The sequence below is a fragment of the Conexibacter sp. JCM 18997 genome, assembly GCF_055391915.1.
The window spans coordinates 3,004,418-3,018,484 of record NZ_AP043885.1 but is presented as its reverse complement, the minus strand read 5'-3'; the positions used below and the strand labels follow the sequence as shown (position 1 = coordinate 3,018,484).

General features: G+C 72.9%; 11 protein-coding genes. 1 reads left to right on the top strand and 10 read right to left on the bottom strand.

The window, feature by feature from the left end:
* Positions 1-11: 11 nt before the first annotated feature.
* A complete protein-coding gene (ppdK, locus tag ACZ5UI_RS15380; RefSeq protein WP_464188337.1) occupies positions 12-2,579 on the top strand; it encodes a pyruvate, phosphate dikinase in 2,568 nt (855 codons plus the stop codon).
* Here the strand turns inward: ppdK and ACZ5UI_RS15375 are convergent.
* The 10 genes from ACZ5UI_RS15375 to ACZ5UI_RS15330 are packed head-to-tail and all read right to left on the bottom strand — an operon-like array spanning position 2,576 to position 13,960.
* The gene (locus tag ACZ5UI_RS15375; RefSeq protein WP_464188335.1) at positions 2,576-3,838 is read right to left on the bottom strand and encodes an aminotransferase family protein; all 1,263 of its coding nucleotides are present in this window, start codon (positions 3,836-3,838) and stop codon (positions 2,576-2,578) included. The genes ppdK and ACZ5UI_RS15375 overlap by 4 nt on opposite strands.
* Positions 3,835-5,307, bottom strand: coding sequence for a GMC family oxidoreductase (locus ACZ5UI_RS15370; RefSeq protein WP_464188333.1), 1,473 nt, complete (start codon positions 5,305-5,307; stop codon positions 3,835-3,837). Before ACZ5UI_RS15370 ends, ACZ5UI_RS15375 begins: the two co-directional genes overlap by 4 nt.
* A 44-nt stretch (positions 5,308-5,351) precedes the next feature.
* Positions 5,352-6,176 (bottom strand): formyltetrahydrofolate deformylase, encoded by an 825-nt coding sequence (gene purU, locus ACZ5UI_RS15365; RefSeq protein WP_464188331.1) that lies wholly within the window; start codon positions 6,174-6,176, stop codon positions 5,352-5,354.
* Positions 6,177-6,181: 5 nt separating this feature from the next.
* On the bottom strand, positions 6,182-7,393 hold the full coding sequence (locus tag ACZ5UI_RS15360; RefSeq protein WP_464188329.1) for an FAD-dependent oxidoreductase: 1,212 nt from the start codon (positions 7,391-7,393) through the stop codon (positions 6,182-6,184).
* Positions 7,386-7,952, bottom strand: a complete 567-nt coding sequence (locus ACZ5UI_RS15355; RefSeq protein WP_464188327.1) for a hypothetical protein — start codon at positions 7,950-7,952, stop codon at positions 7,386-7,388. The genes ACZ5UI_RS15360 and ACZ5UI_RS15355 overlap by 8 nt, the downstream gene beginning before the upstream one ends.
* Positions 7,949-10,771 (bottom strand): FAD-dependent oxidoreductase, encoded by a 2,823-nt coding sequence (locus ACZ5UI_RS15350; protein WP_464188325.1) that lies wholly within the window; start codon positions 10,769-10,771, stop codon positions 7,949-7,951. Before ACZ5UI_RS15350 ends, ACZ5UI_RS15355 begins: the two co-directional genes overlap by 4 nt.
* Positions 10,768-11,049, bottom strand: a complete 282-nt coding sequence (locus ACZ5UI_RS15345) for a sarcosine oxidase subunit delta (RefSeq protein WP_464188323.1) — start codon at positions 11,047-11,049, stop codon at positions 10,768-10,770. The genes ACZ5UI_RS15350 and ACZ5UI_RS15345 overlap by 4 nt, the downstream gene beginning before the upstream one ends.
* 6 nt (positions 11,050-11,055) lie before the next feature.
* Entirely contained in the window at positions 11,056-12,363 is a 1,308-nt protein-coding gene (locus ACZ5UI_RS15340) for an FMN-binding glutamate synthase family protein (RefSeq protein ID WP_464188321.1), read from the bottom strand.
* Positions 12,360-13,055 carry a glutamate synthase gene (locus ACZ5UI_RS15335; RefSeq protein WP_464188319.1) on the bottom strand — a complete coding sequence of 232 codons (696 nt, stop codon included), beginning with the start codon at positions 13,053-13,055 and terminating at the stop codon, positions 12,360-12,362. The genes ACZ5UI_RS15340 and ACZ5UI_RS15335 overlap by 4 nt, the downstream gene beginning before the upstream one ends.
* A complete protein-coding gene (locus ACZ5UI_RS15330) occupies positions 13,052-13,960 on the bottom strand; it encodes a class II glutamine amidotransferase (protein ID WP_464188317.1) in 909 nt (302 codons plus the stop codon). The genes ACZ5UI_RS15335 and ACZ5UI_RS15330 overlap by 4 nt, the downstream gene beginning before the upstream one ends.
* Between the last annotated feature and the right edge of the window lie 107 nt (positions 13,961-14,067).

Below are 14,067 nucleotides of genomic sequence, written 5' to 3'. Positions count from 1 at the left end.
ACGGTTCGCGAATGACGCGCTGGGTGGTGGACTTCAAGGACGGCTCGCGGGAGCTGCGGGACCTGCTGGGCGGCAAGGGCGCCAACGTCGCGGAGATGACGCGCGTGCTCGGCGCCGAACGGGTGCCGGCGGGCTTCACGATCACCACGGAGGCCTGCGTGGCCACGATGCGCGACGGCGCCTTCCCCGACGGCATGCTCGACCAGGTGCGCGAGGCGCTCGGCCGCCTCGAGGCCCAGGCGGGCCAGGAGCTCGGCGACCCCGACGACCCGCTGCTGGTCTCGGTCCGCAGCGGGGCGCGCGAGTCGATGCCCGGCATGCTCGACACGGTCCTGAACCTCGGGCTCAACGACGCCAGCGTCGTCGGGCTGGCCCAGAAGACCGGGAACGAGCGGTTCGCCTGGGACTCCTACCGGCGCTTCGTGCAGATGTTCGGCAACGTCGTGCGCGATGTCGCCGGCGAGCGCTTCGAGGCGGAGATCAAGCGCGTCAAGGCCGACCGCGGCGTCACGCTGGACACCGAGCTCGACGTGGCCGCGCTGCAGGAGCTGACGCGCGCGTTCCAGGCCTTCTACGACTTCCCCCAGGACCCGCAGGTCCAGCTCGAGCAGGCGATCCAGGCCGTGTTCGACTCGTGGACCGGCGACCGGGCGATCAGCTACCGGCGCATCAACCACATCCCCGACGACTGGGGCACGGCGGTCAACGTCCAGCAGATGGTCTTCGGCAACAAGGGCGACACGTCCGGCTCCGGCGTCGCCTTCAGCCGCGACGAGGTGACCGGCGCGCCCGAGCCGTCGGGCGACTTCCTGGCCAACGCGCAGGGCGAGGACGTCGTCTCCGGCGTGCGCAACACGCGCGACATCGCCGAGCTGCGCGACTGGCTGCCCGACGTGCACGCGCAGCTGATGGAGATCCTGCGCACGCTCGAGGCCCACTACGGCGACATGCAGGACTGCGAGTTCACCGTGGAGGAGGGCCGGCTCTACATGCTGCAGACGCGCAACGCCAAGCGGCCCGCGCAGGCCGCCGTGCGGTTCGTCGTCGACGCCGTCAACGAAGGCCTGCTCGACAAGGCGGCGGCGATCGCCACGATCGACGCGGGCAAGCTCGACGCGCTGCTGCACCCGACCTTCGATCCGAGCGCCGCCTACACGGTGCTGGCCCGCGGCGTGGCCGCCTCGCCCGGCGCGGCCAAGGGCACGATCGTCTTCACCGCCGCCGACGCGGTGGCCCAGGGCGAGGCCGGGGAGGACGTGATCCTCGTGCGCCCGTTCACCGAGGCCGACGACGTGGCCGGCTTCCACGCGGCGCGCGGGATCCTCACCTCCGAGGGCGGCAAGGCCAGCCACGCGGCGCTGGTGGCCCGGGGCATGGGCGTGCCCGCGGTGACCGGCGCCAGCGCCGTCGAGATCGACCTCGACGCCGGCCAGGCGCGCGTCAACGACACGGTGCTCAAGGCTGGCGACCGGATCGCCATCGACGGCACGACCGGCACGGTCACCGTCGACGACGTGCCGCTGATCGAGCCCAAGGTCGACGAGCACTTCCAGACCGTGCTGGAGTGGTGCGACGAGCTGCGCCGCCTGGGCGTGCGGGCCAACGCGGACACGCCCGACGACGCGGCCAAGGCCCGATCGTTCGGCGCCGAGGGCATCGGCCTGTGCCGCACCGAGCACATGTTCCTCGGTGACCGTCAGCAGCTGATGGCCGACGTGATCCTGGCCGCCGACGAGGCCGGCCGCCGGGCCGAGCTGGCCAAGCTGCTGCCGCTCCAGCGCGAGGACTTCCGCCAGATCTTCGAGGCGATGGAGGGCCTGCCGGTGACGATCCGGCTGCTCGACCCGCCGCTGCACGAGTTCCTCCCGCACCCGTCCGAGCTGGAGCCCGGCTCGGCGATCCGGGCCCGCGCCGAGGCGCTGCAGGAGACCAACCCGATGCTCGGCATGCGCGGGGTGCGCCTGGGCATCGTCCACCCGGAGATCTACGCGATGCAGGCCGGGGCGATCGCCATGGCCATGCGCGACTTCTACGAGACCTGGCAGGTATGGCCGGCCGTCGAGGTGATGATCCCGCTGGTCGCCTACGAGGCCGAGCTGGCGCTGGCCGCCACGCTGGTCGAGCAGGTGATGGCCGACTCCGAGCTGTACCGCGGCGAGCACTACCTCGTCGGCACGATGATCGAGCTGCCCCGGGCCTGCTTCATCGCCGACCACATCAGCCCCGACGCCGATTTCTTCAGCTTCGGCACCAACGACCTGACCCAGACCGCGCTGGGCTTCAGCCGCGACGACATCGAGGGCAAGATCCTCGACCGCTACATCGACACCGGCATCCTCGACCGCTCGCCGTTCGAGACGATCGACACCCCGGGCGTCGGCCAGATGGTGCGCATGGGCGCCTGGCTGGGCCGCCAGGGCCGCCCGTCGCTGAAGCTCGGCATCTGCGGCGAGCACGGCGGCGACCCCGACAGCATCGAGTTCTTCCACCACAACGGGCTGGACTACGTCAGCTGCTCGCCCTACCGCGTGCCGATCGCCCGGGTGGCCGCGGCCCAGGCCGCCGGGACCCCGGGTTAGGCGTCGGGCAGCGCGTCGAGCCCGGCCCGCAACCCGGCGCCGAGCTCGACGAGCTCGGCCTCGGTGATGGTCAGCGGCGGCGAGACGGCCAGGCCCGTGCCCAGGCCGCGGGCCAGGACGCCCGCCTCGCGGGCGGAGCGCTGCCAGGCGCCGACCGCACCGGGCTGCTGGGCCAGGTAGGCGTCGCTGAGCTGGGCGGCGGCCATCAGGCCGGTGCCGCCCCGGACCTCGGCGATACGTGGGTCGTCGGCCAGCGGCGCCAGGGCGTCGTGCAGCGCGCCTTCGAGCTCGCGGCCGCGCGCGATCAGGCCATCGCGCTCGTACAGGTCCAGCGCGGTGAGCGCCGCGACCGAGCAGGTCGGGTGGCCGGCGTAGGTGGCGCCGTGGCGGAAGATCGGTGCCCCGGGCCCGGCGGGGAAGAACGGGGCGGCCACGTCGGGGCTGACCACCACGCCGCCCAGCGGCAGCGTGCCGCCGGTGACGCCCTTGGCGAAGACGATTAGGTCGGGCCGGATCGGCCAGCGGTCGACGCCCCACCAGGTGCCCAGGCGCCCGAACGCGTTGATCACGCAGTCGGCCACGAACAGCACCCCGTGGCGGGCGCAGATCGCCGCCGCCTGCTCGATGTAGCCGTCGGGCGGTGCGTAGACGCCGCCGGCGCCGATCACCGGCTCGCAGAAGAACGCCGCGACCGTGTGGGCGCCCAGCCGCTCGATCTCCGCCTCCAGCGCGGCGGCGTCGTCGTAGGGGACCACCGAGGCATCGGGCACCACATCGCCGAAGTGCTGGGCGTTGGCGGGGATGCCCGCGATCCCGGTCCCGATGCCGTGCGTGCCGTGGTAGCCGTGCTCGCGGCTGATCAGGTGGACGCGCTCGGGCTGGCCGGCGTGGCTGTGGAAGGCGCGGGCGATCTTGGCCGCGGTGTCGATCGCGTCGCCACCACCGGAACCGAGGAAGACCTTGCTGCCCGCGGTGGGGGCCAGCGCGCTGAGGCGGTCGGCCAGCTCCAGGGCGGGGCGGTTGGCGTAGTCGCCGAACGTGCTGTAGGCGTCCAGCTCCCGCAGCTGGGCCGCGACGGCCTCGGCGATCTCCGGCCGCCCGTGGCCGAGGTTGGCGTACCACAGCGAGGCGGACCCATCGAGGTAGCGGCGGCCCGCCTCGTCCCACACCCAGACGCCCTCGCCGCGGGTGATGACGAACGGATCCGCGGCCACCGCGCCCATGTCGGCGAAGGGGTGCCACAGCGCGTGCGCGGTCATGTCTCTCCGATCAGCTGTGCGGCTCGCTCGGCCAGGACCATGACCATACCGACAGGGTTCAGCGCGGTCATCGTCGGGAACACCGACGCGTCGGCGACGCGCAGCCCGGTCAGGCCGCGTACGCGCAGCTGGGGGTCCACGACGGCGAGCGGGTCGTCGGGGGCGCCCATGCGGCAGGTTCCGCACACGTGGAAGACCGTGCTGTGGGTGGCGCGGACGACCTCGGACAGGTCGGCGTCGGAGACGACATCGGGGCCGGGGAAGACCTCGGCGCCGAACCACGGTGCGGCCGGCTGGGCGCGGGCGATGCGCCGGGCCAGGCGCACGCCCTCGACGAGCACGCGCGCGTCGTGGCCGTCGGGATCGGTGAACGAGCCGTAGTCGATGCGCGGGGGCGCGTCGGGATCGGCCGAGTCGACCCACACCCGGCCGCGGCTGTGCGGCTTGGCCACGTTGGGCGTCATCGTGATCGAGCGCTCCGGGATGGCCACGCCGCGGGCCAGCGCGTGGTCGGCGTAGGTCATCAGCGGCAGGTGGATGACCACGTCGGGACGGTCGGCGCCCGGATCCAGGCGGGCCAGGACCGCGGCGTCCCAGTACGAGGCGTGCGTGTGCGGCAGGTCGCGCGCCGCTTCCCACACCACCAGGCCCTCGGGATGGTCCTGCAGGTTCTCCCCGACGCCCGGCAGCTCGTGGACGGGCGCGATCCCCGCCGCCCGCAGGACGCCGGCGGGTCCGATGCCCGACTGCAGCAGCAGGCGCGGCGTGTCGATCGCGCCGCAGCACAGCACCACCTCGCGGCGGGCCCGCACGGTGTCGGTCGTCCCGTCGGGGGCCAGCGTCTGCACGCCGACCGCGCGGTCGCCCTCCAGCAGCAGCCGGGTGGCGCGCGTGTGCGTGCGCACCTGCAGCCCGTCGCGGTCGGCGATCGGGTGCAGGTAGGACGCCGACGAGGACGAGCGCCGGCCGGTCGACGGGTCGTAGGCGATCTCCACGAAGCCGGCGCCGTCCAGGATGGCGGAGCCGTCGTTCCAGCGCGAGCGCAGCGGCACGTCCAGCGCGGTCGCGGCGGCCTGCACGGCGTCGGCCAGGAACGGGTTGCGGTCCGCCGGCGCGACCGGGCCGAAGCGGGTCGTCTCGCGGAAGCGCGCGACGGCGTCGCCCAGGGCGGGCGCATCCCAGCCCGCGGCGCCCGCGGCCACCCACTCGTCCAGGTCGCTGGCCAGCGGCCGCCAGGTGATCATCGTGTTCACCGACGACGATCCACCCAGGATCCGCCCGCGCGTCTGCAGCACCGCGCCGTTGCCGGCGGCCTGCGGCTCGCACGGGTAGTGGACCGCGTGCTCGCTCTCGAACAGCTCCGGCCAGCGGTCGAGCTGCAGCGCGCGCGGCTCGTCCTCGTCGCTGGCGCCCCACTCCAGCAGCGCCACGGTGCCCTGGCCGCGCTGGGCCAGCCGCGCGGCGATCACGGCGCCGGCGGCACCGCCCCCGACGACGACGTAGTCGAACGTGCTCAGAAGACGACCGTCGCGTTGCCGTCGACGATCACGCGGTCCTGGCAGTGCCAGCGCACCGCGCGTTGCAGGACGGTGCGTTCGACGTCGGCGCCGGCGCGGGTCAGCTCGGCGGCGCTGTCGGCGTGGGTGACGCGGACGACGTCCTGTTCGATGATCGGGCCTTCGTCGAGGTCTGCGGTGGCGTAGTGGGCGGTGGCGCCGATCAGCTTGACGCCGCGTTCCTTGGCGCGTTCGTAGGGGCCGGCGCCGGCGAAGGCGGGCAGGAAGGAGTGGTGGATGTTGATGACCGGGCAGCCCACGGCGCGTAGGAAGTCGTCGGACAGGATCTGCATGTAGCGGGCCATGACGACGAGGTCGTATTGGCCGCCGCCGAGCAGCTCCAGCTGTGCGGCTTCCGCGGCGGGTTTGGTGTCCTTGGTGACGGGGATGTGGTGGTAGGGGAGGCCGAAGCCCTCGACCTCGCCGCGCAGGTCCTCCCAGTTGGACACGACCGCGCCGACCTCGATCGGCAGCTCGCCGCGGCGGGCGCGCCAGAGCAGATCGACCAGGCAGTGGTCGTAGCGGGAGACCATGATCGCCACGCGCTTGGGCACCGACGCGTCGAACAGGCGCGTGTCCATGTCCAGCTCCTGCAGGCGCGCGCGCAACCGCTCCAGGTCGCCCTCGAAGGAGAAGGCCATGCGCAGGAAGAACCGCCCGCCCTCGGGGTCGGTCGAGTATTGGTCGGACTGGGCGATGTTGGCGCCCTCGGCGGCCAGCAGCGACGAGACCGCGGCGACGATCCCCGGCCGGTCCGGGCACGAGACGAGCAAGTGGAACATGGCGATCAGTGGCTGACGGCGGCGGCCGCGAGCTCGGACACGAGGTTGTCCTCGTAGAAGCGCTCGAGCGCGAACGGGGCGATCAGGTCGGGGGTGCGGCCGGTGGCCACCAGCTCGGCCAGGGTCTGGCCGACGATCGGCGACGCCTTGAAGCCGTAGGTGCCCCAGCCCGCCGAGACGTGGAAGTTCTCCACCTCGGTCTGGCCCAGGATCGGGCTGTAGTCGGGGCTCAGGTCACACAGGCCGGCCCACGCGCGCAGCAGCCGCGCGTGCTCCAGCTGCGGGAACAGCTCCAGCGTGTGCTTGGTCAGGTCCTGCAGGAAGTTCAGCGTGCCCTGCGTGCGATACGTCGTCCACGGCTCGATCTCCGAGCCCATCACGAACTCGCCGCGATCGGACTGGGAGATGTAGACGTGCATCTGGGAGCTGACGATGACCACGTCCAGGAACGGCTTGACCGGCTCGGTCACGCAGGCTTGCAGGATGTGGGTGGTGATCGGCAGCTGGACGCCGGCCATGTCGCACAGCAGCGTCGACCAGCCCGCCGTGCAGTTCAGGACCGTGCCCGCCTCGACGCGGCCGCGGTTGGTGTTGACGGCGGTGATGCGGTCGCCCGTGCGCTCCAGGCCCGTGACCTCGGTGTACGGATGGATCTCCGCGCCGCCCTCGTCGGCGCCGCGGGCGAACCCCCACACCACCGCGTCGTGGCGGATGATGCCGCCGGGCGGGTGGTACAGCGCGCCCAGGATCGGATACGTCGTGTCGGGCCCGACGTACATCGTGGGGGCCAGCTCCTTGACCCGGTCCGGGCCGATCAGCTGGCTGTCGATGCCCTGGAGGCGGTTGACCTCGGCGCGGTTGGCCATCACGAACATCGCGCGGTCGCTGTGGGCCAGCGTCAGGTGCCCGCACTGGCTGAACAGCAGGTTGAAGTTCAGGTCCTGACCCAGCCCCTCGTACAGCTTGACCGAGGCGTCGTAGAAGCGCGCGCCCTCGGGCGTCTTGTAGTTGGAGCGCAGGATCGTCGTGTTACGTCCCGCCGCGCCGGACCCGATGTAGCTCTTCTCCAGCACGGCGACGTTGGTGATCCCCTGCTGGCGCAGGTAGTAGGCGGTGGCCAACCCGTGTGCGCCGCCGCCGATGATCACCACGTCGTAGCGCTTCTTCAGCTCGGCGCGCGGGCGCCACATCCGCCGCTTGCGAAACAGGTCACGCATCCAGGGCCTCCGATCCGACCGCACAACCGCCCAGACGCGTCGCCGCGTCGGTGACGACCTCCCACACGTAGGCGCCGTAGGCGGCGCCGAAGAGCATCAGGAAGCGCTCGTCGTCCTCGCGCAGGACGAAGCCGGGGGTTCGCGCCACCGAGCCGGGGCGGAAGCCCGTGACCGGCAGCTTGCTGGCCCGCAGGTCCAGCGCGCAGAAGCGGGCGAACGTCTCGCGGGCCAGCGGGCCGGCGATGACCAGCGCGCCGAACACGCCGGTCACGTCGAGCGCGCGGGCGCCGGAGGGGACGTCGGCCGGGGCGCCGATGACCAGGGCCCGACCGGGCGTCACCGGGCAGTACCAGCCCGCGCCGGTGCGCACGGCCGTGTTGAGCTCGTGGCTCAGGTCGCCCTGGAGCTCGGTCTTGCGCAGCAGCGAGACGTCGGCCACGGCCACCGTCTCGACCACCGCGCGGCGCTGGGCCGCCGGATCGCCGAGCGTCGGCGGGGCGATCGGGCTGACGGCGTTGCCCGCGCTGGGATCGACCTCCAGGAAAGCGAGAGACGTCACGAGCGCAGCACCTTCCCTTCGGGGTCGTAGAACGGCTTGGTGGTGACGACCGCGTTGATGCGCTGGCCCGCGTCGGAGATCACGATGCGCGCGTCGTCGGTGGCCAGGCCGGGCGGCACGGTGGCCATGCCGATGGTCATGGCCAGCTTGGGCGAGTGGCGTGAGCTGGTCACCTGACCGGCGGGCTCGCCGTCGACGAGCACCACCGCGCCCTCGGTCGGCACCTCGCCGCCCGGGCAGGTGAAGCCGACCAGGGCGCTCTCGGGCGCGCGGTCGGCCGCGCGCTCCAGCGCCCACTTGCCGATGAAGTCCTGGTCCTTGCCCAGCTTGACCGCCCAGTCCAGGCCGGTCGTGTAGGGCGTGGACTCCGAATCGGTGTCCTGGCCGACGAGGATGTGCAGCTTCTGCAGGCGCAGGATCCGCTGGGGCTCCAGGCCGAAGCGGCGCAGCCCGTGCGCCTGGCCGGCGGCCAGCAGCGCGTCCCACACCGCCTGGGCGTGGGGCGCGGCGCAGTGCAGCTCGTAGCCGACCTCGCCGACGAAGCCGATGCGCAGCGCCAGGCAGGTCACGCCGGCCACGGTCAGCTCGCGGGCGTCCAGGTAGGTGAAGGCCTCGTTGGACACGTCGGCGTCGCTGGCCGTGGCCAGGATCGCGCGGGCGTTGGGCCCGGCCAGGTTCATCGCCGCGATGCCCTGGGTGACGTCGGTGACGCACACGTCCAGCTCCCATGCGGTCAGCCACCAGGTCATCTGGGCCTCGACCGCGGCGGCGCCGCTGGAGGTCGTCGTGACGTAGAACGTCTCGTCGTCGATGCGGCAGACCGTGCCGTCGTCGGTGATGCGCCCCGCCTCCGAGGTCATGATCCCGTAGCGGATGCGGCCCGTCTTCAGGCTGGACATCGCGTTGGGGTAGAGGCGGTCGAGCAGCTCGCCGGCCTCGGGCCCGCGCACGAGCAGCTTGCCCAGGGTGGAGACGTCGATCAGCCCCGCCGTGGTCTGGACCGCGAGCGCCTCGCCCTGGGGATCGCCGTAGTCGTAGGCCCGGCGCCAGTCGCCCGCCCACTTGACGGTCGCCCCGTCCAGGGCGATCGGCGAGCGCTTGCCCGCCTCGAACGGCCGGCCGGCCAGCGCGCCCATCGGCACGGTCACCCACGGCGGGCGGGCCGTGGTCAGGCCCACGTCGCCCAGCGTCTGCCCGGTCGCGCGGCCGAGCGCACGGACCGAGGCCAGCTGGGAGAAGCGACCCTGTGACGGGCCCATCGTGACGGTCGTGTAGCGCTTGGACAGCTCGATGCTGTCGTAGCCCTCGTCCACGGCGTACTCGATGTCCTTGACTGTGATGTCCTCGTCGAGATCGACGAACGCCTTGCCCTTCGTGCCGCCGTCGGTGGCCAGCGCCGGCGGCGTGGCCACCGGGCTGAGCGCGGCGGGGACGGAGGTCGACGCGGAGACCCGGCCGGCGGCGGCATCGGCGCCGGCGCGAGCGCCGGACTCCTGCGCGTCGTCGGCGCTCTCCCGGCCCGCGACCGCGCCGGCCACGTGCACGCCGGCGGGCAGGTCGCCGGCCTGGAAGCGGCCGGTCGACGCGTCGTAGCGGGCCCGGGCGCCGGACTGCAGCAGCAGCGAGGTGGCGGGCGCTTCGGGGCCGTTGACGACCAGCAGGTCGCACTCGACGCGCTCGGGCGTTCCGATCGCGTAGCCACGCTCGTCGACGGCGGCCAGCGCCGCGCCGGTCACGCCCTTGCTGCCCAGCGCGCGGACGACGGTCGCGCCCTGGCGGACCGAGATGCCCGCGGCCTGCAGCTCGGCGGTCAGCGCCGACGGCGCGTCGCGCAGGTCGGCCACGGCGGCGACGCGCACGCCGGCGCGGTGCAGCGCCAGCGCGGCATCCAGCCCGCGGTCGCCCACGGCGGAGACGACCGCGGTCTGGCCCGGCCGCACCCCGAAGACGCCGGTCGCGCGGCGCGCCGCGCCGGCCAGCATCACGCCCGGGAGGTCGTTGTCGGGGAAGATCAGCGGCTGCTCGATCGTGCCGGTGGCAGCCACGAAGCGGGCCGCGCGGATCTGATGCAGGGTCGAGCCCTGCCACACCGGCACCAGCCCGTCGAAGAAGCCCAGCGCGGGGGCGCGGGAGAGGATCTCCACGCCGGCGGCGCGGCAGGCGTCGGCCAGCGCGCGGGCCCGGTCGCGGCCGCCCTCGGCCAGCAGCTGCCCACCGGGTTCGACGTCCTCGTCGCACAGCACGACGTCGGCGCCCGCCTGCGCAGCGGCCAGGGCCGCGGCCAGGCCGGCGATCCCGCCGCCCACGACGAGCACGTCGCAGTGGCGACGGCGGTACTCGGTCTCCCACTCGCGCTCGTCCTGGTGGCGCGGCAGCTTGCCCAGGCCCGCGGCGCGGCGCAGGACGGTCTCGTAGACCGGCCACAGCTTCCGCGGGCGGATGAACGTCTTGTAGTAGAAGCCGGGCGGCAGCAGCTTGCCGCCGAAGCGGTTGGTGGCCGCCATCACGTCGAAGTCCAGCGACGGCCACGCGTTCTGGTGCTCGACGCGCATGCCGGCGACGATCGGCTCGCCGCAGGCGCGCACGCCGGGGCGGCCGTCGACGGTGACCAGCGAGTTCGCGCAGGCGCCGCAGAAGCACAGCTCGCCGCGCGGGCGGTGGTACTTGAACGAGCGCGAGAACACGCGCGTGCCGGAGGCGAACAGCGCCGAGGCGATCGTGTCGCCGGCCAAGCCCGAGACGGGCTTGCCGTCCCAGGTGAACGTGACCGGGGCGGCGCGGTCGATGCGCTCGCCGGGCTGGGCGGGAAGCCGGGTCATCCCGCGACCTCGGCCGACGCCGGGGCGTCGGCGGGCAGGGCGGTCCACTGCACCTCGTTGGTGCGCGTGTCGCGCTCGGCCAGGAACCAGGCGCGGCAGCCCGAGCGATGCACCCACCACTCGCGCTGAACGCCCGCGGCGTTGCGGCGGAAGTAGTTGTAGGCGTTGAGCTCGCGCTCCGAGGGGCGCTCGGTCGGCCGGGGCGAGACCTCGCCGCCGAAGCCGAAGTCGGTCACCTCACGCACGCCGCAGTTGGGGCAGGTCAGCAGGAAGGACATCGCAGGTCAGCGCCCCGGGACCCAGGTCGTGCCCGCCAGCGGCACCCGCGCCATCGCGGCCGCCTCGACGGTCAAGGCCACGAGGTCCTCGGGCTCCAGGTTGTGGACATGGGACTTGCCGCACGCGCGCGCGAGCGTCTGCGTCTCGAGCGTCATCGTGCGCAGGAAGTTGGCCAGGCGACGGCCGCCCAGCTCGGGATCCAGGCGCTCGGCCAGGGCGGGATCCTGCGTGAGGATCCCCGCCGGGTCGTTGCCCGCGTGCCAGTCGTCGTAGAAGCCGGCGGCCGAGCCGATCTGGGCGTAGTCCTCGTCGAGCTCGGGCGCGTTGTCGCCGATCGCGATCAGGGCGGCCACGCCGATCGACACCGCGTCGGCGCCCATGGCCAGGGCCTTGGCGCAGTCGGCGCCGGAGCGGATGCCCCCGGAGACGATCAGCTGCACCTGGCGGTGCATGCCCAGCTCCTGCAGCGCCTCGACGGCCTGCGGGATCGCGGCCAGCGTGGGGATGCCGACGTGCTCGATGAACACCTCCTGCGTGGCGGCGGTGCCGCCCTGCATGCCGTCGAGCACGACGACGTCGGCGCCCGACTTCACGGCCAGCGCCGTGTCGTAGTAGGGCCGCGACGCGCCGACCTTGATGAAGATCGGGACCTGCCAGTCGGTGATCTCGCGCAGCTCCTGGATCTTGATCTCCAGGTCGTCGGGACCGGTCCAGTCGGGATGCCGGCAGGCCGAGCGCTGATCGATGCCCTTGGGCAGATCGCGCATCTCGGCGACGCGGTCGGAGATCTTCTGCCCCAGCAGCATGCCCCCGCCGCCCGGCTTGGCGCCCTGGCCGATGACGATCTCGATCGCGTCGGCCTTGCGCAGGTCGTCGGGATTCATGCCGTAGCGCGACGGCAGCAGCTGGTAGACGAGCTTGTCGGAGGACAGGCGCTCCTCGGGCGTCATGCCGCCGTCGCCGGTCGTGGTCGACGTGCCCATCGCCGAGGCTCCGCGACCGAGCGCCTCCTTGGCCTGGGCCGAGAGCGCGCCGAAGCTCATGCCCGCGATCGTGATCGGGATGTCCAGGTGGATCGGCTTGGCCGCGAAGCGCGAGCCGAGCACGACGTCGGTCGCGCAGCGCTCGCGGTAGCCCTCCAGCGGATAGCGCGACATCGACGCGCCCAGCAGCAGCAGGTCGTCGAAGTGCGGCACCTTGCGCTTGGCGCCGTGGCCGCGGATGTCGTAGATGCCCTCGCGGGCCGCGCGCTGGATCTCGGCGATCGTGCCGCGGTCGAACGTGGCCGACTCGCGCAGGGACCAGGAACTCATCGGTAGGCCCCCGCATCGTCGACGTTGAAGGTGTACAGCTGGCGGGCCGAGCCGTAGCGGCGGAAGTCGCCGGCGTCGAGGTCGGTGATGCCCGCGGCGGCCAGCAGCTCGGTCAGCTCCTGGGCGTGGAAGGGGAGGAGCTCCTTCTCGATGCAGTCGGCGCCCAGGCTGGCCACCGAGCCCGCCACGTACAGGTGGGCCTCGTAGATCGAGTCGCCCAGCGCGTCGCCCGCGTCCCCGCACACGACGAGCCGGCCCTTCTGGGCCATGAAGGCGCTCAGGTGCCCGACGGAGCCGCGCACGACGATGTCGACGCCCTTCATCGAGATCCCGCAGCGGGCCGAGGCGTTGCCGTGGACGACGACCAGGCCGCCGTGGCCGGTGGCGCCGGCCGACTGGCTGGCGTCGCCGTCGACCTCGACGCGGCCGGACATGATGTTCTCGGCCACGCCGACGCCGCAGCTGCCGTGCACGCGCACGGTGGCCTGCTGGTTCATCCCGGCGCAGTAGTAGCCCGCGTGCCCGTCGATGTCGATCTCCAGCGGGGCCTTCACGCCGGCGGCGATGGCGTGCACGCCGCGCGGGTTGCGCACGAGGAAGCGGCCCTCGCTGGCCTCGTGCAGCGACTGGTTGAGGTCGCGGACGCTGGTGGTGGCCAGGTCGACGTCGACGACGTCGGTCGACGCGCTCATGCGGTGGTCACCGCGCCCCAGCTGTAGACGACGCCGGGGCTGGGCTCCCACACGGTCGCGTCGCCCGCGTTGGGCAGCTCGGCCAGCGCGCGGTACTCCGAGGCGATCGCCACGTACTCGTCGGTCTCGGCCATCACCGCGGGCTTGCAGGCGATCGGGTCGCGCAGCACCGCAAAGCCGTCCGAGGTGCCGACGGCGAAGGTGTAGAAGCCGTCGAGGTCCTCCAGGCAGCCTTCGAGGGCCTGCTCGAGCGTCGCGCCCTCGCGCATCCGCCAGGTCAGGTAGCCGGCGGCGACCTCGGAGTCGTTCTCGGTGCGGAAGGCGATGCCCTCGCGGCGCAGCTCCTGGCGCAGCCGGTTGTGGTTGGACAGCGAGCCGTTGTGCACCAGGCACAGGTCCATGCCGGTGGAGAAGGGGTGCGAGCCGTCGGTGGTGACCTTCGACTCGGTGGCCATGCGCGTGTGGCCGATCGCGTGCGAGCCGGCCATCGAGGCGATGCCGAACGTGTCGACGAACTCGCGGGGGCGCACGGCCTCCTTGTAGATCTCGATCTTCTGGCCGGTGCTCATGACGGTCACGCCGGGCAGCGCTGCCTCGGCCCAGGCCTGCGCCTCGCTGGGCTCGACCTCGACGTCGAGCAGCAGGTGGCGCGCGGTGACCGGCACGCTGCGGCTGACGCCCAGGGCGGCCGCGGCCGCCTCCTCGACGTCGGGCCAGCGCACGCCCGGGTCGGTCGCGTACAGCGACAGCTTGCTGGCGCCCGCCGCGACGGGGTCGCGATAGATGGCCACGCCCGCGCTATCGGGGCCGCGATCGCCCATCTGGACGAGCATGTCGCCGACGAGCTGCCCGAGCTGGTGCTCGATGGCGGGGGTCTTGCAGAAGATTCCGACGATGCCGCACATGTGGATCGGGAAGCTACGCCGCCCCACATGGACCTTCCATGGCACACAGGCGCACACTTGCCCCAGTTGCTGTAGATGAATCGTCTACATCTGTTGGCGAGTCCGGC